General features: G+C 66.3%; 8 protein-coding genes. 4 read left to right on the forward strand and 4 right to left on the reverse strand.

The features are described from left to right. The coding region (locus tag VFZ66_02755; GenBank protein ID HEX6288077.1) for a non-ribosomal peptide synthase/polyketide synthase at positions 1 to 13,615 on the reverse strand (13,615 nt) is incomplete at its 3' end. 131 nt (positions 13,616 to 13,746) lie between these two features. Between VFZ66_02755 and VFZ66_02760 the strand changes: the two genes are divergently transcribed. After that, complete coding sequence (locus tag VFZ66_02760; protein ID HEX6288078.1) at positions 13,747 to 14,523, forward strand: IS4/IS5 family transposase; 777 nt, start codon at positions 13,747 to 13,749, stop codon at positions 14,521 to 14,523. 260 nt (positions 14,524 to 14,783) lie between these two features. On the opposite strand, the gene fxsT is transcribed toward VFZ66_02760, so the two are convergent. Then, positions 14,784 to 17,288, reverse strand: coding sequence for an FxSxx-COOH system tetratricopeptide repeat protein (fxsT, locus tag VFZ66_02765; GenBank protein ID HEX6288079.1), 2,505 nt, complete (start codon positions 17,286 to 17,288; stop codon positions 14,784 to 14,786). A gap of 494 nt (positions 17,289 to 17,782) precedes the next feature. Here fxsT and VFZ66_02770 point away from each other — a divergent pair, with 494 nt between their 5' ends. After that, positions 17,783 to 18,001: a response regulator gene (locus tag VFZ66_02770; protein HEX6288080.1), complete on the forward strand. Its 219-nt coding sequence runs from the start codon at positions 17,783 to 17,785 to the stop codon at positions 17,999 to 18,001. A 174-nt stretch (positions 18,002 to 18,175) separates the two neighbouring features. Then, positions 18,176 to 18,526: a hypothetical protein gene (locus VFZ66_02775; protein HEX6288081.1), complete on the forward strand. Its 351-nt coding sequence runs from the start codon at positions 18,176 to 18,178 to the stop codon at positions 18,524 to 18,526. A 499-nt stretch (positions 18,527 to 19,025) separates the two neighbouring features. Here VFZ66_02775 and VFZ66_02780 read toward each other — a convergent pair whose 3' ends face one another. Then, positions 19,026 to 19,625: a hypothetical protein gene (locus VFZ66_02780; GenBank protein ID HEX6288082.1), complete on the reverse strand. Its 600-nt coding sequence runs from the start codon at positions 19,623 to 19,625 to the stop codon at positions 19,026 to 19,028. A gap of 2 nt (positions 19,626 to 19,627) precedes the next feature. On the opposite strand from VFZ66_02780, the gene VFZ66_02785 reads away from it, so the two are divergent. Further along, positions 19,628 to 20,746, forward strand: a complete 1,119-nt coding sequence (locus VFZ66_02785) for a tyrosine-type recombinase/integrase (GenBank protein ID HEX6288083.1) — start codon at positions 19,628 to 19,630, stop codon at positions 20,744 to 20,746. Positions 20,747 to 20,809: 63 nt separating this feature from the next. Here the strand turns inward: VFZ66_02785 and VFZ66_02790 are convergent, their stop codons facing one another. Further along, positions 20,810 to 23,362, reverse strand: coding sequence for an MBL fold metallo-hydrolase (locus VFZ66_02790; protein ID HEX6288084.1), 2,553 nt, complete (start codon positions 23,360 to 23,362; stop codon positions 20,810 to 20,812). Between the last annotated feature and the right edge of the window lie 184 nt (positions 23,363 to 23,546).

Genomic DNA, 23,546 nt, shown 5'->3' on the forward strand with positions numbered 1-23,546 from the left:
ACAGCCGCTGCCCCGGCGTTTGACTGAACGGATGCGGCACGAACCGCTCAGCGGTCAGATCGGGCCTGTGGAGATAGCCGCGCGCCAGCTGCACGCCGCCCACATACAGCTCGCCCGCCACCCCGATCGGCACCAGCTGCATGGACCGATCGAGCAGCAGAATCTGCGTGTTCTCCAGGGGCCTGCCCAGCGGGAGCCGACCGCGCTGCTCCCATGATGCCCGCTCCGTCACCGGGTAGGTCAGCACGCCGACAGTCGTCTCGGTCGGACCATAGTGATTCAGAATGCGGCACGCGGGCGCGAGCGCCTGGACCCGCGCGATCAACTCCCAGCCCGCCGCCTCACCGCCCAGCACGAGCAGCTTCCGAGGCAGGACCTGGGCCGGGTGCGTTGCGGTGAGCAGCGCTGCCAGATGCGACGGCACGATCTTGAGGCAGTCGATCGCGTGGCGATGCAGATAGGCCGCCAGCGCATCGGGGTCCATGATCCGCTCCTCGCCGATCACATGCAGGCAGCCGCCGCCACACAGCGCGGGAAAGATCGCGGTGTTGCCAAGATCCGCCGCGAAGGTGGAGACCGTCGCGAAGGATGCGCCCGGCGGCAAGTCCAACTGTCGGGTGATGCTGGAAACATAATTCAGCAGTTGACGGTGCGCCACCGCCACGCCTTTGGGCCGTCCGGTCGAGCCGGAGGTGTAGATCACATATGCCAGATGATCGGGCGTGATCCGGGTGGGCGGATTGGTATGCGGCTCCCGGTTCAGCGCCGCTCGCTCAGCGTCCAGGCAGACCACACGCTCGGCGAGCAGCCCAATCCCCACTGCGTGCCGCAGCGATTCGTGCGTGACCACCACGCCGATCTGAGCATCGGCGACAATGGCAGCCAGCCGCTCCTGCGGAGAGGTGGGATCGAGCGGCACATAACACCCACCTGCTTTCAACACGCCGAGGAGGGCGACCACCAGATCCAGCGATCGGGGCAGGCAAATACCGACGCGCATGTCGGGGCCGACGCCCAATCGGTGCAGGTGATGGGCGAGTTGGTTGGCCTGACGATCGAGATCGGCGTAGGTTAGGCATTCATCGCCAACGATCAGCGACGGAGCGTCGGGTGTGCTACGGGCCTGCGCCATAACGAGGTGATGAATACACTGATCTTGTGGGAACGGTGCGCTGGTGGCGTTCCACTGGTGGAGCAGCTGGTGGTACTCCGCCTCGGTCAGCAGCGCCAGGCGGTCGATGCGTTCCTCAGGATCAGTCACGATCGCTGCGAGCAGCACCTGGAACTGCGCCGCCATCCGTGCGATCATGTCCGCCGCAAACAGATCCGTACGATACTCGAATCTGGCATACAGGGCGTGAGGCGCTTCACTCACCGACAGCGTGAGATCGAACTTCGCGGTTGTGGCGGGCATGATTACCGACTCAAAGCTGAGATCATCAAGATCGATCGTGGCGCGGGGCGTGTTTTGCAAGGTGAACATGACTTGGAAGAGCGGCGAGCGGCTCAGGTCGCGCTGGGGCTGCACCGCCTCGACGATCAGTTCAAACGGCAGATCCTGGTGGGCGTAGGCGTCCAACGCCGTCACGCGCACGCGCGCCACCAACTCGGCAAAGGTTGGGTGGCCGCTCAGATCGGTGCGCAGCACGAGCGTGTTGACGAAGAAGCCGATCAGATGTTCCAACTCCCGGCGTACCCGCCCGGCGATCGGCGTGCCCACCGTAATGTCGGTCTGCCCGCTGTAGCGATACAGCAGCGTCTGGAACGCCGCCAGCAGCGTCATAAACAGCGTGCTGCCTAACTGCTGGCTCAACCGCTGAAGTCCAGTGGTGAGCGTCGGCGAGAGCTGGAAGGCGACATGCGCGCCGGGATAGTCCGAACGTGCTGAGCGCGGATAGTCGGTTGGGAGATCCAGCGGCGTCAGATTCGCGAGTCGAGTGCGCCAGTAGCTGAGTTGCTGCTCCAGCACGTCACCTTGCAGCCAGGTGCGCTGCCAGGCGGTGTAATCGGCGTACTGGATCGGCAGTTCCGGCAGGCCAACCGGCTCGTCCTGGACGAAGCCGCGATAGAGGATGGTCAGCTCCCGCAGCAGCACCCCCTGCGACCAGCCATCCGAGATGATGTGATGGAGCGTCAGGATCAGGATATGTTCGCATTCTGCCAGCCGCAGCAGCGTCGCGCGCAGCAGCGGTCCCTGCTGGAGATCAAACGGCTGCTGCACCTCGGCGCGGATCACCTGCTCGATCGCGGTCTCGATCTCGGCAGCAGCCAGGTCCGGCAGAACCACGACGGGCAGGGGCACCGCGACCGTCGCGGCGATGACCTGCACCGGCTGCTCATCCACGACGGCAAATGTCGTGCGCAAGGATTCGTGGCGTGCGATCAGCGCCGCCAAGCTCTGTTGCATGGCCGCCGGATCGACCGCGCCGTGGAGCCGCACCACCAGTGGAATGTGGTAGGCCCGGCTGCCCGGCTGGAGCTGATCGAGGAACCACAGCCGCTGCTGCGCAAAGGAGAGCGGCAGCGGTCCGCCGTCATGGGGTACGGGCACCAACGGCAGCGATGCCTCGACGTGCTGGACTACCACCTCTGCGGCAAAACTGGCGATGGTGGGGGCTTCAAAGAGCAGGCGCAGCGGCACCTCCACATTGAGCAGCTGGCGTAGGCGGGAGACGACCTGCGTGGCCAGCAGCGAGTGTCCGCCCAGCGCAAAGAAGTTGTCGTGGATGCTGACGTGCTCCACCCCCAGCACGCTCATCCACACGCTCGCGATCAGTTCTTCGACTGGCGTGCGCGGCCCGATCAGCGATTCATCGCGGTTGCCTCCCCAGGCTGGCTCCGGCAACGCCCGCCGATCGACTTTGCCGTTAGGGGTGAGCGGCAGCGCCTCAAGGAACACGAATGCGCTCGGCACCATGTACTCCGGCAGCCGTGCGCCTAGCACCGCCACCAGCCCCTCACTGCTCACCTGCCCATCGCCGAGTACATACGCCACCAGCCGACCATCGCCCGCCCGGCCCTCGCGCAGCAGCACCACCGCATCGCGCACGCCAGCGTGCTGGCGCAGCACCGCTTCGATCTCGCCGAGTTCGATGCGGAAGCCCCGCAGCTTGATCTGCTGATCGATCCGTCCCAGGTACTCAAGCTGCCCGTCAACGCGCCAGCGCGCCCGATCGCCCATGCGGTAGAGCCGTGCTCCAGATTCACGATCGAATGGATTGGGTACGAACTTCTCGGCGGTCAGATCAGGTCGGTTGAAGTAACCCCGCGCCAGACCCGCGCCGCCAATATAGAGTTCGCCCGGCACGCCGATCGGCACGAGCTGCATCCGCGCATCTAGCACATACGCCGCCATATTCGCCAGGGGCCGTCCGATCGGCATGTGATCGTGATCCGCAAGCTGCCGCACGTCGAAGCAGGTCACGTCCGCCGCCACCTCGGACGAGCCGTACAGGTTGAGCAGTGTCGCGTGCGGCATCTGCTCGGCAAAGCGCCGCGCAAGATCCAGCGGCAGCGCCTCGCCGCTGGACACCCAGCACGTGAGCTGCGGAAGCTGATCGTGCAGGCGTGGATGCGTGTCGAGGATAGCGCGTAGCAGCGACGGCACCAGCACGATGCGCGTGATGCGCTGCTCCGACAGCGTGCGGACCAGCAGCAAGGGGTCTTTGACCACGTCGTCGGCGATCACGCTGACCGGCACGCCGCAGAGCAGCGGCCCGAAGATCTCCCAGACCGAATCGACAAAGCTCAAGGCCGTCTTCTGACAGCAGCGCTCACCGGGCGCAAACGGATACGCGCGCCACATCCACTGCACGCGGTTTACCACGCCGCGCTGCAGGCCGAGCACTCCCTTGGGCTGTCCCGTGGAGCCGGAGGTGTAGATCACATATACCAGGTGATCGGGCAGGATCTGGGCGGGTGGCGGTGTGGTCGGATAGCCATCGAGTACCAGGGTGTCGAGACAGCAGCGCGGCGCAGTCGTCACGGGCAATTGGTCGCGCAGCGCCGTCTGCGTTAGCACCACGGCCACCTGCGCATCGGTAAGCATGAATGCCAGCCGCGCCTGGGGATAGGTCGGATCGAGCGGAACATAGCACCCGCCTGCTTTCAGCACCGCCAGCAGCGCGATCACCGCGTCCACGCTGCGTGACAGAAACACGCCTACACGCGTCTCAGGTAAGACGCCTATAGCGTGCAGGTGTTGCGCCAGTTGATTCGCCCGACGATTCACTTCGGCATACGACAGGCACGCGTCCTCACCGATCAGCGCCACGGCGTCGGGCGTGCGTGCTGCCTGGGCAGCGAACTCGTCATGCAGACAGGCAGTATGCGGGTAGGTGGCCGGACGCTCGTTCGCCAGTGTCAGCACTTGTTGTCGCTCGGCCTCGTTCAGCAGCGGCAGGTCGGCCAGGCGCTGCTCAGGGGCGTTGGCTATGGCGGTCAGCAGCGTCTCTAGATGACCGCCCAGCCGCGCGATAGTCGCCGAGTCAAAGCGGGCGCAGTCGTAGGTCAGGCGCAGCCGAAGCTGTTGTCCGACCATCGCTGCGATACTGAGGGGATAGTTGGTCTGTTCCACGCCCTCTATATCGCTGATCCGCAAGCTAGCACGCTGCGGCTGGGCCGCTGTCTCCATGGGATAGTTCTCGAAGACGACGATGCTCTCGAACAAGGGCTGTCCGCGTGGTACATCACTCCAGCCGTGGATCTGCACCAACGGGCTATATTCGTACTGGCGCAGTTCGACGTGCTGTGCCTGGAGCTGGTGGAGCCAGGGAACCAAGGGCGTATGCGGATCGACCCGGACGCGCACCGGTAGCGTGTTGATGAACAAGCCGACCATCTGCTCGACGCCGGGCAGATCCGCTGGTCGCCCAGAGACGGTCGTGCCATAGACGATGTCCTGCTCGCCGCTATAGCGGCTGAGGAGCATAGCCCACGCGCCCTGCACCACCGTATTCATGGTCAGGCCCTGCTGTCGCACCAGCGCCTGTAATGTAGTCGTCGTTAGCTCGCTCAGTGTTACCTCAATCGAGGCTTGACCGGATGGGGTTCTCTCACGGCTGGCACGCTGATCGACGCCGAATGGCGTGGGCGCGGTAACGCCCTGAAGCTGCTGCCGCCAAAACGCTTCGGCCCGCGCTAGGTCTTGCTGCTGCAACCAGACGATGTAGTCGCGGTAGGGCCGGGGCCGCACGAGCGGCAGTTCCTGTCCCCGCGCCAGCCGTTCATAGCAATGAACGACCTCGTCGAACACCAGCGGCAGCGACCAGCCATCCAGCAGCAGGTGATGGTGGCTCCACACGAAGGCGTAGCGGTCCGCGCCGATCCGGAACAGCGCCAGGCGCAGCAGCGGCGCTACGTCCAGCGCAAAGCCACGTCGGCGATCGGCATCCAGGTAGGCTGTGAGTTGCACCTCCTGCACGTCGGGGGACAGCCCGCGCCAATCCTCGTTGGTCCACCGCACCTCGGCCCGCTGCCGCACAATTTGCAGCGGTGCGTCCAGTCCTTCCCACACAAACGCGGTGCGAAAGACCGGGTGGTGCTCGACCACCGTGGCCCAGGCGTGCTGGAAGGCTGCCCTGTCGAGGCTGCCCTCCAGCACACACGTCAGTTGCTCAACATACACCCCGCTCCCGCCCTCCGCCACCGTATGAAACAGCATCCCCTGCTGCATCGGCGACAGCGGGTACAGGTCCTCGATCTCCCGTTCCGCGCCGACGATGCGGTCCAGAGCGGCCTGATCCAGCCGGGCCAGCGGAAAATCGGAGGGCGTGTAGCCGCCGACGTCGGGTGCCTGGCAGTGGGCGATCAGCGCCTGGAGCGCCGCCTGGTAGGCCGTCACCAGCCGCTCGATCGTCGCGCGCCGATGCCGCGCGCTGCTGTAGGCCCAACTCAGGTGGAGTTGCCCGCCTGCGACAAAGCCGCTCACCTCCAGCAGATGCCGACGGCGGGCAAGTGGGCTGACGACCGGGCCGGCATCCTCTGCGGCCAGCGCGAGCCAGCCATCGGCCGCGATGGCCTGATCCAATTGCCCCAAATAGTTGAAGGCGACCTCAGCGGCGGGTAGATCGACGAAGCGGTCGCGCACCAGCTCGGGAGCGAGATAGCGCAGCAGGCCGTAGCCGATGCCCCGCTGCGGAATGGCGCGCAGCTGCTCTTTGATCGTTTTGAGCGCCGCGCCCGGCTCGCGCACCGTCCCCAGATCGAGCACGACCGGGAAGAGCGTGGTGAACCAGCCGACCGTGCGGGTGAGATCGACCTCGGCAAACAGCTCTTCCCGGCCGTGGCCTTCCAGATCAAGGCGTAGGGTGGCGGTGCCCGACCACACGGTCCAGGCGAGGGTCAGGGCGGTTAGCAAGACATCGTTGATCTGGGTGTGATAGGCGCGCGGCACGTCGTGCAGCAGCGCGTGCGTTTCGGCGGCGCTCAGCGTCAGCCGGATTCGCGCGATGGACGCCTGGGTGTTGGCGCCATCCGACCAATCGCTAGGCATCGGCGGCACGGGCTGGCGCGCAATCTGCAGCCAGTACGCCACCCGGTCGTGCAGCGTCGGGGAGTGGGCGTAGTCGACCAGGCGCTCGGCCCACGCCTTGAACGCGGTGGTCTTCGACGGCAGCGTCACGACCGCCCCTTGCTGGAGCTGGGCGTAGGCGCTGTGGAGATCGGCCAGCAGGATCGACCACGAGACGGCATCGACCGCGAGATGATGGATCACGATCAACAGCCGTCCGGGCTGCTCCGCCCCCAGGTCGAAGGCGGACACCCGCAGCAGCGGTCCGCTGCTGAGATCGAGGCTGGCTTGAATATCCGTCGCGGCAGCCGTGATCGCCATGGACTGCTCGGCCAGCGGCATGTTGGTCAGATCGATCGTCGTCACGAGGGGGGTGTCATCCAGGGCTACAATCCGCTGCTGCCAGCCGCTGGGCGTCCGCGTAACACGCAAGCGCAGCGCATCGTGGTGTACGAGCAGGTGCTGGACCGCCTGGTCGAGCAGCGCGGGGTCGAGCGGCTGCTGGACCTGGAGCAGCACCGCCTGATTGAAGTGGTGCGGCTCCGGCTGATCGTCGGCAAAGAACCAGTGCTGGATCGGCGTGAGCGGCACCGGGCCGGTGACGATGCCCTGCTCGGCGGTGACGAGGGGCGCGGTATCGACCACCAGCGCCAACTCCGCGATGGTCTGATGCTGGAAGAGCTGCTTGGGCGTCAGGCCCAGTCCCGCCTGCGTCGCCCGCGCAATGACCTGGATACTGAGGATCGAATCCCCACCCAGCGCAAAGAAGTTATCCTGCACGCCGACCGGCTCGATCCGCAGCACCTCGGCCCAGATCCGCGCCAGCGTCGTCTCGACGGGCGTTCGCGGCGCGACAAAGCTGCTCTCCTCACCCGGATGTCGCTCTGGTGCGGGCAGTGCTTTGCGGTCGACTTTACCGTTGGGCGTCAGCGGGAGCGCGTCCAGCACCACGAACGCGCTCGGCACCATGTACTCTGGCAGGCGCGCACGAAGGTAGCCGCGGAGGTCGGAAGATCCAAGAACGGGGTTCCCGTTGGGACTCCGAGAACCAGCTTCGCTTCCATCTTCTTGGTTCTTGGTTCTCGGTTCTCGGTTCTGTTTCGGTACCACGTAAGCTACCAGCCGCTCGTCACGCACGAGCACCACCGCATTCTGGACTGCTTCGTGCTGCCGAAGTGTGGCTTCGATCTCGCCCAACTCGATGCGAAAGCCGCGCAGCTTCACCTGCTGATCGATCCGTTCCAGAAAGTCGATCCGGCCGTCCGGCAGATACCGCGCCAGATCCCCCGTCCGATAGAGTCGCCCCGCACCGAAGGGATTGGGCACGAACTTCTCCGCCGTCAGGTCGGGCCGATTCAGGTAACCCCGCGCCAGGCTCTCGCCGCCGATGTAGAGCTGGCCAGCCACGCCGATCGGCACCGGCTGCAGCTGCGGATCGAGCAAATAGACCTGCGTGTTGGCGATCGGACGGCCAATGGGCGGCAGCGTCGTGTTCTGATTCTTCACCGCGCCGCAGGTCGTCACGACCGTATTTTCGGTGGGGCCGTAGTGATTGGTTACCGCAAACGGCAGGTGACTCCAATCCTGGGCGTGCAGCACATCGCCGCCGGTGAGCAGCGCGCGCAGCCGCAACTGCGCCGCCTGCGGCGTAGCCAGTACCGCCTCGGCCAGGGGTGTGGGCAGGAAGCAAAGCGTGATCGCGTGCTCGATCAGCCACGCCAGCAACGCGCGCACATCGGCTCGGATCTCCTCGCGAGGCAGGTACACGCACACGCCGCTCACCAGATACGGCCACAGTTCCCAGACCGAGGCATCAAACGCCAGGCTGGCCAGCAGCGGGGCTCGATCGGCAGGGGTCAGAGCGTACGTGCGCTGATGCCACGTGACCAGGTTGAGCAGGCCTCGGTGGGGCACGGCCACGCCCTTGGGCTGGCCGGTGGAGCCGGAGGTGTAGATCACGTAGGCCAGATGCTCGGCGGTGGCGGCGCAGCGAGGCGGCGTATGCGGTTGCTGGGCGATGGTGGGCCACGCCGTATCGAGGCAGATCGCGTGCAGCGTATCTGCGGGCACGAGCGGCGCCAGATGGTGCTGGGTCAGCAGGACCGACACCTGCGCATCGGCCAGCATGAACTGCAAGCGATCGGGCGGATAGGCGGGATCGAGCGGGAGATAGGCACCGCCGGCCTTGAGCACGCCCAGGGCGGCAACCACGAAGTCGAGGGTGCGGGTGAGATACAGGCCGACGCAGACATCGGGAGCGACGCCACAGGCCTGAAGGTGATGGGCCAGCTGATTGGCGCGCTGGTTGAGCTCCGCGTAGGTCAGGCATTCGTCGCCACAGACGAGCGCAGGAGCATCAGGTGTGCGTGCGGCCTGGGCCTCGATCAGGTGATGCAGGCACTGATTCTGTGGGAAGGGCGCGTCGGTGGCGTTCCAGTCGTGGAGCATCTGCTGCTGCTCCGCCCTGGTGAGCAGCGGCAGGCGGTCGATCCGCTGGCTGGGGTCCGCGACGATAGCTTCGAGGAGCGTCTGGAAGTGCGCTGCCATCCGTTCGATCGTCGCCGCCTCAAATAGATCCGTGCGATACTCCAAACCGCCGACCAGTTCGTGTGCCGTCTCTTGCACCGACAGCGTGAGATCAAACTTGGCGGTCTGGTGCTCGACGGTCAGAAGCTCCACGGTCAGATCCGGGAGATCGACGGTGGCGCGCGGGGTGTTTTGCAGCACAAACATGACCTGGAACAGCGGTGAGCGGCTGAGGTCACGCTCCTGCTCGATGGCATCCACGACCAGTTCAAACGGCACATCCTGGTGGGCGTAGGCACGGACCGTGGTTTCGCGCACCCGTCCAAGCACCTTGCGGAAGGACGGCTGACCGTCAAGCCGAGTCCGCAGTGCCAGGGTGTTGACGAAGAAACCGATCACGCCTTCGGTTTCGAGGCGGGTCCGGTTGGCGATCGGCGTGCCGACCACAATATCGTCCTGGCCGCTCCACCGCGCCAACAGCACCTGGAACGCCGCCAGCAGCGTCATGAACAACGTGGCCCCTTCTCGTCGGCTCAGCGCCACCAGCCCATCCCGCAGCGCACTCGGCAGCCCGAAGCGATGCATCGCTCCACGTTCCGTGAGGCTCGGTGGTCGGGCATAGTCGGTCGGCACGGCGAGCACGGGCAGGTCGGCAAGGTGGTGACGCCAGTAGTCAAGCTGCTGCTCCAAGATCGGTCCCTGGAGCCACTGCTGCTGCCAGATCGCATAATCGGCATACTGGATCGGCAGTGCCGGGAGCGCCAGGGTAGTCTCGGTGGTCAGGGCACGATAGCTGGCAACCAGATCGCGCACCAGCACGTCCATCGACCAGCCATCGGCGACGATATGATGCAGCGTCAGCAGCAGCACATGTTCATCTGCCGCCAGTCGGACAAGCGTCGCTCGCAGCAGCGGCCCGGTTGACAGATCAAAGGACCGCTGCGCCTCCACGCGGACGAGCCGCTGCATTTCCGCCGCCCGGGCCGTCGCCGCTTCAGCCTGGAGGTCGATCAGCGGCAGTGGCACCTCCGCCGCAGGATGGATAACCTGCACCGGCTGGCCGGTGAGGGCGTCGGTTTCGTAGGCGAAGGTGGTCCGCAGGGCTTCGTGTCGCGCCACGAGCGCGCACACGCTCTGGTGCGCCGCCCGGTGATCGAGTGCTCCAATGAGGCGCAGGGCGATGGGGATCGTGTAGGCAAGATGCTCTGGTTGCATGTGGTGGATGAACCAGAGTCGTTGCTGGGCAAACGAGAGCGGCAGCGGCCTGCCATCGCGCACCAGCGGCACCAGCGGCGGCAATTCGCCGCCCGCTAGGTGCTGCGGTGCGGCGGCGAGCGCGGCGGCAAGTGCGGCGACAGTCGGTGTATCAAAGAGCTGGCGAACCGGCAGATCCACCCCGCAACTCCGCCGCAAGCGCGCCATGACCTGCGTTGCCAGCAGCGAGTGACCGCCGAGGTCGAAGAAGTTGTCGTGCTGGCCCACGCGCCCACGACCCAGCACCTCGGCCCAGACGCCCGCGACCAGCTCCTCCAGCGGGCTCTGCGGCGCGACGAAGCTCGCCGCTCCCTGATCATCCAGCTCCGGCGCGGGTAGTGCCGCGCGATCCACCTTGCCGTTCGGCGTCAGCGGGAACGTCGCTAAACAGACAAACGTGCTCGGCACCATGTACGCGGGCAGCCTGGTCTGGAGAAAGCCCCGCAGGTCGGCAGCGGTGAGTGTCGCGTCCAGGGTGGGAGTAACATACGCCACTAATCGTGGATCGCCGCGCTGATCGTCCCGCACGAGGAGCACCGCCTCGCCAACACCCAGATGCTTGCGCAGCGCCGCTTCGATCTCGCCCAATTCGATGCGGAAGCCGCGCAGCTTGATTTGCTGGTCGATCCGTCCCAGGAATTCCAGATTGCCGTCCGCCCGGTAGCGCGCCTGATCGCCGGTCTGGTACAGCCGCGCGCCCGGCGTATCGCTGAACGGATGCGGTACAAACCGCTCGGCGGTCAGATCGGGCCGCCCATGATAGCCGCGCGCCAAACCTACGCCCCCAATGTAGATCTCACCCGCCACGCCGATCGGCACCGGCTGCCGCTGCCCGTCCAACACGTACACCTGCACATTTGGCAGCGGACGCCCCAGCAGCGCCGCTTGCCGCTCCTCTTCGCGCGGGCAGATCCAGAATGTCGTCTCGATCGTCGCTTCCGTCGGTCCATACGCATTACACAGCGTCGCCCCCAGCGTCGCGAAAAACTGCGCTTGCACGTCAGCCGACAGCCGCTCGCCGCCACTCACCACATGCCGCAGCCGCGTGCAGGCTGAAATTCCAGGCTCTTGGAGCAGCGCCGCGTGTTGGCTCGGACTCGCGGCAAAGACGCTGATCTCCTGCTCCGCCAGTGCGCGGACCAAGGCCGCGCTATCGGCGCGCACCTCGCTCGGCACCAGCACCAGCTGCGCACCCACGCTCAGCGGCCAGAAGATGGTCCACACCGACGGGTCGAAGCTGATCGAGAAGTTCAGCAGCACCCGATCCGCGCTGGATAACGGCCAGGTCTGCTGGCGCCAGGTCAGGTTATTGAGCACCCCCCGATGCGCGACCAGTATGCCCTTGGGCGTCCCCGTTGAGCCGGAAGTGTACAGCAGATACGCCACCTGGTCAGGATGGCTGGGGATGTGCGGATCGGTGCTGGGATACGCCGCAATGGCGGTCCACTCCCCGTCCAGGCACACGATCGGTATGTCGCTGGGGGGCAGCGTTTCCCGCAGGTGCGGCTGCGTCAGCACCAACGCGACCTGGCTCTCCTCGCAGAGCCAGCGCAGCCGCTCGGACGGATACGCCGGATCGAGCGGCACATAGGCCGCACCTGCCTTGAGGATCGCCAGCAGCGCCACGATCATCGCGAACGATGGCTCCATGCAGATGCCCACGTGCGCTTCCGACCTGACGCCGAGCTGGTGCAGATACCAGGCGGCCTGGTTGGCTCTGGCCTCAAGCTCGCCATAGGACAGGTGCTCCCCCCCACAGACAAGCGCCACCGCCTCCGGCGTGCGCGCGACCTGGGCGGCAACGAGCTGCTGGATCGCGCCGTCGCGCGGATAGGGCGCGGCGGTCGCAGGCCACTCCACCAGGAGCAACTGCTCCTCGGCACGGCTCAGCAGCGGGAGTCGGTCGATCTGCTGCGCAGGATTGGCGACCATGGCCTGAAGGAACGTCTGGAAATGGCCTGCCAGCCGCGCAATGGTCTCCGGCGCGAACAGATCCGTGCGGTACTCGAACCGGCCCTGCAGCCCCGTCGCCGTTTCAGTGAGCGTCAGCGCGAGATCGAGCTTGGCGGTATGGCGCTCCACCACCAGCGGCTCGAACGTCAGGTGGTCGAGTTCGATGGTGGCGCGCGGCGTGTTCTGCAACACAAACATGACCTGGACGAGCGGAGGCCGACTCAGATCGCGCTCCGGCTGCAGCGCGTCGACGACGACTTCAAACGGCACATCTTGATGAGCGTAGGCGTCCAGGCACACCGCCTGCACCTGCGCCACCAGCTCCGCGAAGCTCAGACGACCGACGACGCGACTGCGCAGCACGAGCGTGTTGGCGAAGCAGCCGATCAGCCCTTCCAACTCAGGCCGGGACCGGCCCGCAACAGGCGATCCAACCGCAATGTCGTCTTGCCCGCTATAGCGATGGAGCAGCGTTTGGAAGGCCGCCAGCAGCGTCATAAACAGCGTCGCGCCGAGCTGCTGGCTGAGATCGCGCAGGGCCTGGCTCACCGCTGACGAAATCTCCAGCGCCAGGTGCGCGCCCTGGTCCGTCACAATCGGCGGACGCGGGTAATCCATCGGCAGATCCAGTGACGCAATGCCCGCCAATTGCTCGCGCCAGTAGGCAAGTTGCTGCTCTACGACGGCACCCTGCAACCACGCGCGCTGCCAGAGGGCATAGTCCGCATATTGAATCGGCAGCGGCGGGAGTGTGACGGCCTCGCCCCGCGTAGCCCCGCGATAGAACGTGGTCAGTTCGCGCAGCAGAATGCTCTGCGACCAGCCGTCTGAGACAATGTGATGCAGCGTTAGAATCAGAATATGATCCGTCTCTGAGAGCCGCAGCAGGCGAGCGCGCAGCAACGGTCCGATCTGCAGATCGAACGGCCGCGCAATTTCAGCCTCCACCGCTTCTGCAATCATGGCGTCGCGCTCGGCTGCAGGCAGCGTCGAAACGTTGACCACCGGCAGCGGCACGTCCCCGCTCGGCGCAATCACCTGCACGGGCTGGTCATCTAGCAGGGCAAACGTCGTGCGCAGGGATTCATGCCGCGCGACGACCGCTGCCAGGCTGCACGCAAGGGCAGCCGGATCAAGCGCGCCATGCAACCGAACCGCCACCACCATATGATACGCGCTGCTGCCGGGCTGGAATCGATCCAGAAACCACAGCCGCTGCTGGGCAAACGCCAGCGGCAGGTCGCAGTGGTGCGCGCGCGGCATGATCCGTTGCTGGTCGGCAATCTCGAGCCCTTCTTCTTCCAACAGATAGTCCAGCAGTTCCAGATCGTCTGCAGACAGATCCGCCGCGTTCTGCGTATCCATAGGCATGGTAGGTATCGCTCCTTCTGCTTAGGCACCGGGTGGACTCCATACGCATCAAGGAAAAAGTAAAGGATGACACATGGGAAACGATCTGGCATGCTGGCGGTGACGAATCCATCAGCCGCCGGAGGCCTCTCATGGCTAGTCTAGCACAGCTCCCGCAGATCTTACAGACCCTCTTGACCACCGCCACCGACGCCGCAGGCGAGGCCAGCTGCCTGGGCAAACGCCCCGATCGGGCCAAACTCACGGGCCGCACCTGGACCCAAACCCTGGTCTGGGGCTGGCTGGCCCATCCCGACGCGACCCTCGAACAGTTGAGCCAGACCGCCAGCCGCCTCGGGGTCGAGGTCACGCCCCAATCCCTTGATCAGCGCTGCGACGCCCGTGCCGCTGATTGTCTGCGGGTGCTCGCCGCTGCTGTGACCGAGGTCGTCACCGCCGACCCCGTCGCGCTCCCGCTGCTCCAGCGCTTCCCGGCGGTGGTGGTGCAAGACACCACCACGATCACGCTCCCCGATGCCCTGGTCGCCGTGTGGCCCAGTTGTGGTGGTCGCACCCCCACCATGCCCCACGCCGCCCTCACGTGTGGCGTGCAACTCGATCGCTGCACCGGCGCGCTCCATGGACCATTCCTCGCCAGTGGCCGCACCCATGATCAGGCGCTGCCCTGGCCCAGCGCCGCGCTACCCCCTGGCAGCCTGCGCCTCGCCGATCTCGGCTTCTTCGATCTGCACGACCTGGCAGCGCTCGATGCCGCTGGCGTCTATTGGCGCTCGAAACTGCGCGTCGGCACCGTGCTTACCACGGCGGAGGGTCAGCGCTGGGAGGTGCTGCGAGCGGATGCGACCGAGCCGAACGGTTTATTTACCTCGCCTCTGGTGGTGCCGTTGTCCTCACCGTTGGGCTCGTGATCCTGGGCATTGGGCTGATCCGAGGCGCGCCCGACGAACACGCGTGAAATCGTCGACGAAGGCCCTGCCGAGATTGGTGATGACATTAAGGCAGAGCAGCGAATGCGTGGCCCGATTCGCTGTGCTGTGCAGGTGCCTGATCTCCATCCGGCGATGGAGCGACTCCTGGCAAACGGCGCGACACTCGTCCATCCGCCGATGAGAACAGCCGGGATCTGCGCCGCCCGACTGTCGGCTACCTTGTGCGCTGCGCGTGCGGCTTACCATCCCCGCTCGGCGGAGGGCGGATCGCCATCCAGGGCCGCGAGCCGCTGACAAGTCTGGTCGGTGTCGGGGTGTTGCGGGCCAAGCCGCTGGGTAAAGATGGTCAACGCTTGATCAAGAGAGTGATGTGCCTGCGCTACCTGTCCTTGCGCGTGCAGCAGCGTCCCCACGGCACGCAGACTCCGTGCCGTGTCGGGATGGTCTCGCCCCAGCACATGCTCTCGGATCGCCAACGCCTGCTCCAGGTATCGCTGGGCCTCAGCGTATTGCCCTTGCGCCTGGAGGACCTCGCCCAGATTATGGAGGATGGTGGCAGTGGCGGGATGCTCCCGCCCCAGAACGCGCTGCAGGATCGCCAACGTCTGCTCAAAGGCGTGTTGCGCGTCCGCGTACTGCCCTTGGTCACTGAACACAGTACCCAGATTATTGAGGCTGAGTGCGGTGTCAGGATGGTCCGCTCCAAGCGCCCGCTGCCGGATCGTCAATGCCGCTTCCAGGTAGTCCTGTGCCGCCGCATATGCTCCTTGGTGCCGGAGTACGTTACCCAGGTTGTTGAGGCTCGTGGCAGTGAGCGGATGCTCCGGCCCCAACACCCGTTGCCAGATCGCCAACGCCTGCTCGTGGTAGCCTTGCGCCGCTGCATACTGCCCTTGTTTGTCGAGCGCGTTGCCCAGATTATTGAGGCTTTGGGCAGTGTCAGGATGGTCGTCACCCAGCACCCGCTGCCGGATCGCTAACGCCTGCTCATGGTAGCGCTGGGCTTCAGCATACTGCCCTTGGTCATAGAGTACGTTGCCCAGACTCCGGAGGCTACCGGCGATGTCAGGATGGTCCGCTCTGAGCGCCCGCTGCCGGATTGCTAACGCCTGTTCATGGTAATGCTGGGCTTCCTCATAGACACCGAGGAGCCATAAATGAACGCCCAGCGCATGGCATAAGGCGGCCGTGCGGGCATCCGCCCGTGCCAGGGCCACCTCGGTGAGGAAGCGGAGATGGGGCTGGACGGCGAGTAAGGGCTGGGGATTGCGTCCCTCATTCAGATCCTCGACCACGCGCAGCATCGTTGCTTCCACCACTGCCTGGGCCGCTGCATCGCCGAGCACGACCTGCACAAAGGCCACCACCAGCCGATGGAGGCGCAGATTTCCTGCGGCATCGGTGTCGATGAGTCCCAGGTCGATCAGGTGCGTCAGCGCGTCCTCGGCCAGCAGCCCGCACTCGGGGTCCGCCGCTGCTACATCCAGCGTTTGCCGCAGGAAGGCGCGCGGCAGCGGCTCGCCCGGCGCACAGCAGGCGGCATGGGCCAGCAGCGTGCGCGCCAGCGCATCGGTCGGATCGGTGGGATCAAGCCGCTCGTAGCTCTGCGCAAAGGTACGCGCCACATGCTGGACATGCTGGGTCGGCGAGAGTCCCGCTGCGTGGAGGGAGCGGTCATCCAGGAGCGTCGGGGTGTGGAGCCGCGCCCGATACTGCGCGGGACTGAGGACATAGCGGTAGTGCGCCAGGAAGCTGCCGGCCAGATGCAGCGCCAGCGGCAGATCGCCCAGCGTTTCGGCAATCGCGGCAAGATCGGCGTCATCGGGGGACAGGTCGGGGCGGAACTTGCCGAGCAGCGCGATACTTTCCCGGCGGGGCAGCACATCCAGCGGCACCACCTGCACCCCAAGCGCAGGGTTCCAGTGGTGACGGCGGCTCGTCAGCAGCACCCGGCAGCCGCCATGCGTGGGCAGCCACTGCTCCAGCAGGGCCTCCGCCGCACAGTTATCGAAGATCAGCAAGCGCGGGATTGCCTCCTTCCAGGCGCTCAGCACCAAGCGCACCTGATCCTCCAGCGGCAGGCGCTCGAAATCCTGGGACAACCGCATGCCCTCAGCACCACCGCATGCCGCCACCTCCGCGGGGACCGCCGCGGGATCGGCGAAGCTGAGCCAGAACACCCCACCCGCAAAGAACTGCCCATAGCGGTGGACGAACTCACACGCCAGCTGGGTCTTACCAATCCCGCCCAGGCCGGTCGCCGCTACGATCGCCACCTGCCCAATCGCCGCTGGTGTCCCGGCATGAAGCACCTGGGCCACCTGGCGGAGGTCGGTGTCCCGCCCCACGAACAACGGATTACGGCGCAGCGGCATCCGCGAGTTCGGCGGCAGCGGCGCAGGCGTGGGGATCGTGTCCAGCGGCAGCGGTGCGCTCGGCGCCGGGATCGACGCCCGTGAATCGGGATCGCTGGGCGCGCGAATCCCCGCTAAGCGATCCGCGCTCCGCTCGCCCCGCGCCACGTGCAGAAACAGGGGGCGATCGGCGGGGGGAATGTCTAAGCAACCTGCCAACCGCGCAGCGGTCGCCCGTGCTGGACGCGCGACCTCCCGCTCCCATTTGCGAATCGTCACGACCGAACAGCCGACGCGCTCGGCTAAGGCCGCCTGGGTCAGACCGAGGGCTTTCCGCCGCTGCCGAATCCACGCGCCCAGCGACGAGAGGTGTTCATCATGGTCTGGCATCGCTGATTCTCCCGAAACGCAACCGTGACCAACACGTGCGCTGTCACTCTGTGGGGGGCGGTGGGGGATGGCTGCTCCGGCATTCGGCACCATTCTACCACCAGGGGAGCGAGTCGTGTCCCAGGCGAGCCAGGGCCGACCAGTGATCCTTGAATCAGATCGCTTTTTGGATCACTCGGTGATCCCACACGCGGGTCGGGATCTGGTGTACTTCCTGGTGAGCGATACGTTCCTGGCGCTGCGTGCCGAACCCGCACGCGCGTCCGACCAGACGGACCCGGCTCTGCCTCAGGGGCGTGGACGCGCCGGTCGTAGCAGCCCCAGCGGTCAGGCGACAGCTTGCTGCAGCGCCTGTGTGGAGGAGGACCGGGATGATTCGGATTGTGCTCGTCGATGATCACCCGGCGTTCCGCTGGATCACCCGCCGCCTGCTGGACCGATACCCCGAGCTGGAGGTCGTCGGCGAAGCCGGGAACGGCCTGGAGGCATGAGACGTGGTCGCCCAGGTTCAGCCGGATGTCGTGCTGATGGAGGTGCAGATGCCGCTGCTCGACGGGATCGCCACGACCAAACGGCTGCGGCTCGCCTATCCGAACGTGCCGATTGTCCGGTTGACGGGCGGCGACGATTGCGCCGTGCTGGACGGCGAGTACGCAGCAGCGCGTGGCGATGAGCTAGCGAGCGGTTGCTGTGCGGCTGCGGCGTCGAGCTGAACCCGATGCCTGCGGTCCCGCCACCGCGCACACAAGGAGGTGAGGTGACGAGCACCTGATCACCGGCCACGACCACCCGACGTGCTGCCCGTCCGGTGGACGCCCTGATCCGCCCGCCCGCGATCGCGGGCCGACCGTTCACCCCCCAGATTGAAGTTCGTTGCGGAGGTTTCCATGTTCAAGCGTTTGGTAGTCCTGATCCTGCTCGCCCTGGCCACCCTGTCCGCCAGTCAGCCCGCCCTCGCCACCACGCTCACCATCACCTATCTCAATTGCTACCAGAATGGTGGCGGGAACTTCGCCTGTGATGTGATCGCCAGCGGGGGGACCGGGAGCTACGCCTCCTATACCTGGGTCGTCAGGCTTAACAACAGTTCCAGCTACCAGCGCGTCACGACGGAGCCTGAGCTGATTGCCACCTGCTGGGTCGATAAATCCTTCGGCGTCACCGTGACGGTGCAGGATAGTTCGGGCGCGACCGCCTCGGCGAGTACGGGCGGGTGGTGTACGCGCGAAGCCCAGTAGCTGGCCGCGAACGCAGCATCCGCGATCGGCGGTGACGGTCCAGGTTTCAACGGATAGGCCGTCACCGCTGCGGGGTTGGGAAGCGTCACCCGGCGAGCATATGGGAACATCGGGGTAAGCTACCCAATCCCTTCAGGATTGGGCTTGACTCTGGCGCGACAGCCGACGCTGTATCCGAGTAGTCTGGCGGGCTTACAGCAGCCCTGCGTGGAACATTCCACGCAGCGATCACATCCGCGTTGCCAGCGTAGCCACAGGATGTGCAGAGAACGTGGGCTTGCGTTTTGCGGTTTTCTGTGGCGCAATGCCCAGAGGCCGGACAGGTGCGCGACGTATGTTTGGGATCGACAAGATGCACAGGGACACCACACAACCGCGCTTTGTACCGCACGCATTGCTGCAATTGGTGGAACGCCCACGATGTCAGTACCGGACGCTGCGACTTCCGAGCCCGCACCCGCATCTGGATGCCCTTCACAGCTTCACGGGCAAGCTGACGCTACCCACTGCGTGGGAACCCGCGTTGCGCCGCCGATACGAGTCGTTTGGCGATCACCTGGTTGGTAGGGGTGGCAAAGCGGCGTTCCGGTCCCGCACGTTTGCGCAGGCGGCGACGCGATCCCAACGTCCCGTGCTTCTGGCGGTTGGTTCGCAGGCGATGGTGACGGTAGCGCAGCGGCGGCGTCTCGCTCACTAAGCGATCCAGACCATCGTAGCTGTAGGCGATCGTGCCGCTGTCGGAATCGACCAGGTGCGTGAGTCGTCCCACGCCGTCGTAGGAGGCGCTGATCGTGCTCTGGTAGCTCGGATTGGCGCTATCGCCGGTGGTGCCGAAGCCGAGGAAGATCATCTGGTCGAGCGCATCGTAGCGGAAGCTCGGCACCTGTCCCTTGCGATCCGTTTGACTAAGCAGATTGCCGTTCGGATCGTAGCGGAAGCGCTGGACGCGGCCCAGCGGATCGGTGCGCGTAGCGATCCGATCCATCGCATCGTAGGTGGAGCGCGTCGTATTGCCGCGCGCATCCGTCAGGCTGAGCAGGTTGCCGTTGGGATCGTAGGTGTAGGTCGAGGGATTGCCCAGCGCGTCGATCGAGCGCACCGGTGACTGAGGTCATTGTCGAGCTGCCGCAGCCGCCCACGCGACCACCGTTGCCGCCGCGCACGCTCGCCGACGTGCTCGCCGAGGTCATCCTGCGAGGCCGCTCGGAGCAAACCCGCCGCGCCTATCGCAGCGACCTCCAAGATTTCTTGATCTATCTTGGTCAGAACGTCACGCTGCCCGCCGATCCTGCCGCGCTCCAGACCTCGCCGGACCTGGTGCTGGAGATCCAGGCCGCCCTCAGCCGGATTCAGCAGGTCACCGAGGCCGACATCAGCGCCTATATCCGCCACCTCTCTGCTGGCTTGAAGCCCGCCACGATCAGTCGCCGCCTCACCCCGCTGCGCCTGCTCTACAACCGGCGGCTGCGCTACCACCTGATCGCCCTCAATCCGATGGAAGAGATCAAGAAGCCGAAAGTCAGCCCGCACAGTACCACGATCTATTTGAGCCGCCAGGAGGCGCGGCGGCTCGAAGACGTGTGTCAGGGGCCGACGCTGCGCGACCTGCGGGACCATGCGCTGATCGTGCTGATGCTCTCGACCGGCCTGCGCTCCAGCGAAGTGCTGGGCATGACGGTCGACGATCTGGCCGAGATCGATGGGCATCGCGTGGTCTGGATCACCGGCAAAGGCAACCAGCGCAACCGGGTCAAGCTCAAGCCGCGGACGTGGCAGGTCCTCCACCGCTACCTGGAGGCGCTCCGGGCGGAGCAGGTGACGAGCGGCGCGGTCTTCCGCCGCCTGCGGCACAAGGGCCGTGATCCCGAAGATCCACACGCCCCTCGTCGCTACGCCGTCCACGGGCCGCTGATCTATGACGGCCTCAAATACATTCTGCAAACGCGCTTCACCGAGGCCAGGCTGCACCTCAAGCTCGATCCAGAGGCCGAAGGCAGCAGTGCGCCACCCGCCACACCGAATACGGCCCAGCAGGCACGGCGGACCAAGGTCACACCGCATAGCCTGCGCCACACGTTCGTCACCCTGGCGCTGAAAGGCGGCGCGTCGCTCAGCAAGGTCCAGGCGGCGGCGCGCCATGCTGATCCGAAAACCACGATGCGCTACGCCCACGATCAGGATGCCCTGGATGATAATGCCGTGGATTACGTCAACTGGTGATCGCTCATCAATCGGCGAGTCACGTCCCTGGTCACGCGCTGACAGACAAGAACCCGCCGCTGTTCATTCCGGCGCTCCGGCAGGCCGGAGCTGGAGCGTCCAGCCTGTCACCGCCGCAAACGCGCTCCCGGCTGCCGCGATCTCGGCGGGTGTCAGCGCCCCGCGATAGCGCGCCACGACCTCGCGCCGCTCCCGGTGCAAGGACGGCGCACCTACGAGCGTTGCCTGATCGGGCAGGACACGGCGGACCTCGGCTTCCAGCGCCCCTTGATGTTCCAGGGGATGAACAGCCACCTGCCACCCCGTCTGATCCGCCAGGGCCCTGAGCTGCTCGGCCCAGCGCGTCTGGGCCGGCCCCGGAAAATGAAACCGCAGCAGCAACATGCCCGCCTGCTGGTCGGCCCCAATCTTGTAGCAGCCCGTCTCAGGAGGGAACAGAGCGCGGGCCAGCGCCAGGGCCGCATTATACTCCAGGCGGTGTTGCAGCGCGCGAGGTGGCGCACTGCCCGACACCGACACCGTGCCCCCGTCCGCCGCGCGGCATGTCACCTCCAGGCTCCAGGCCGTCTCCTCATAAAACTGCTGCTGGGCCGCCGCGATCGCGGCGACCGGCGCGCTCCCCACGCACCGGAGGGCCACCACGCGCTGCTCGAAGCGGATCGAGGGTGTGCGCTCCACGATCAGCCCCGCGGGAAGGACCGCCAGCGCCGCCTGCGCCAGCGCGCCCTGGTGCGGCTGCGGCGCGATCCGTACCGCCACCCCGGCGGCATCCTGGACGGTCTGGATCGCCTGGGCGTAGCGCGCCCGGGCCACATCAGGAAAATGGAACGACAACGTGATCGCGCCGCTCTCCGGGTCCACCCCGCGATGGTACAGATCCGGCGCGTCGCCCAGGTGCTGCTGCACCAGCGCCAGCAACGCGGTCTGATCGGGCCGGGCGGTGGTCGCGGTGGCGCGCACCCCGGCGGCCTGCGCCCGGCGCACCTCGGTCGCGGAGCGCACCCGGTACAACCCCGGCACGCCCGGCAGTTCCACGAAATAGGGCTGGGCTTCAACCAGGGCCGCTGCCGCGTCCTGTTCCGCATCGGCAGGAGCAGCCTCGCCCCACCAGAGGCGGACGACATCGCGCACGCTGACCGTCGGCACGCCCGTGCCGTCGTCGAGGTGCTGCCACAGGCACTGGAGATCCAGCGGCGCGCCGTCCCCGATCGGCTCCCGGCGTTCGGCGCTCGCCGAGCGGCTGGACACCGCCGGACCGCTGCGGTCGCGCGTCTTGATGGTCAAGGACCCGCCGTCACTCGGCAGCACGACATGCGTCAACTCCTTGATCCGCGCCCCCAGCACGGCGCGAGCCTCCGCGTCGCCGTGGACCAGCGCGGTCATGCGCGGTTTGATGGCGCGCACCAGCCCCGCCAGCTCATGCCCGTCGGCGTGGGCGCTGAGACCATACGTGTCCACCCGGCAGCGCAGCGGCAGTGAGCGGCCTTCCAGCTCGATCGTTCCGCCGCCATTCGCCGCTGCCGCCTGGAGCTTCCGCCCCGGCGTTTCCTCATCCTGATAGCCCGTGATCAGGATCGCCGCCCGCTCGTCGCCGGCCAGGCGCGCCGCGAACCAGGCGCTCGGTCCGCCCGTGAGCATCCCGCTGCTCGCGACGATGCAGCTCGGCGGTCCCTGCAGAATCGTCTCGCGCTGGGCGGGCGACTCCACCGGGCGCACACTGCGGCTGAAGAAGGCGCGGCCCCCATTCTGGAGATGGCGGCTGAGCGCGGGCGCGAGCGCCTGGGGAAAGGATTCATACGCGGCGCAGACCGCGCGGACCAACCCATCGACCCAGATCGGAAATTCGGGGATCTGGTGATCCCGCTGCGCCCGTTGCAGGATCATCAGCACCTCCTGCGCCCGACCGAGGGCAAAGGCCGGGATCAACACATGGCCCTGCTGAACCTGGGCGGCGACGGTCTGCGCTAACCGCTGCTCCTCGGCCTGGCGGTTGGCGTGGAGCCGCGCGCCGTAGGTCGATTCCAGGATGAGGAGATCGGGATGCTTGAGCGTGGGCAGGCCCGCGCCGCGAATGGTGCGCTGGGGCGTCATACTGACATCGCCGCTAATCAGCACCCGACCGGTCGGGGCCTCGAAGCCGAGCATGATCGCCCCGGCGACATGCCCGGCCTGGACCGTATGGATCGTCACCTCCGGCAGTTCGGGGACCTGGGTGCTGCCACTGAGCGGCAGGGGACGGACGCAGCGGAGCATCGCGGCGACCACATCGGCGTCGAAGAGCGGGATCTCCAGCTCCTCGGCGGCGCGGCGGCTCATGATCCGCACCGCGTCGGCGAGCATCACGTCCATGAGCCGTAGGGTGGGCAGCGAGGCATAGATCGGGACGTTGGGGAAGGTCTGATGCACGAGGGGCAGCGCGCCGATATGATCGGCATGGGCATGGGTGACAAAGATCGCCGCAACGTCCTTGCCGTCAAGCTGGGCGAGGTCGGGCAGCCGATCGACGCCGCGATCCATGCGCACGCCGGCATCGACCACCACCCAGCGCGGGCCAAGCGGGAGCGCCAGACAGCTCGCGCCCACGCCGGAAGCACCACCGAGAAACAACACGTCCATAGCCGGGGGAATCTCCTTCTGTGTCGGTTGTGAAGAGTGTACCGAGGCGGGCCGGATTGGACAAGTCCCCTCGCCGCTATTGGAGGGTTGCAGCACGCGCGCTGGAGTTGCTGGCGGCCTAGCCCAGCGACGAGGAACCCATGCGGATTATCCACACATAACGCCGAGCGCCCGGCCGCACGCA

Source organism: Herpetosiphonaceae bacterium, assembly GCA_036374795.1.
Lineage (GTDB): Bacteria > Chloroflexota > Chloroflexia > Chloroflexales > Kallotenuaceae > LB3-1.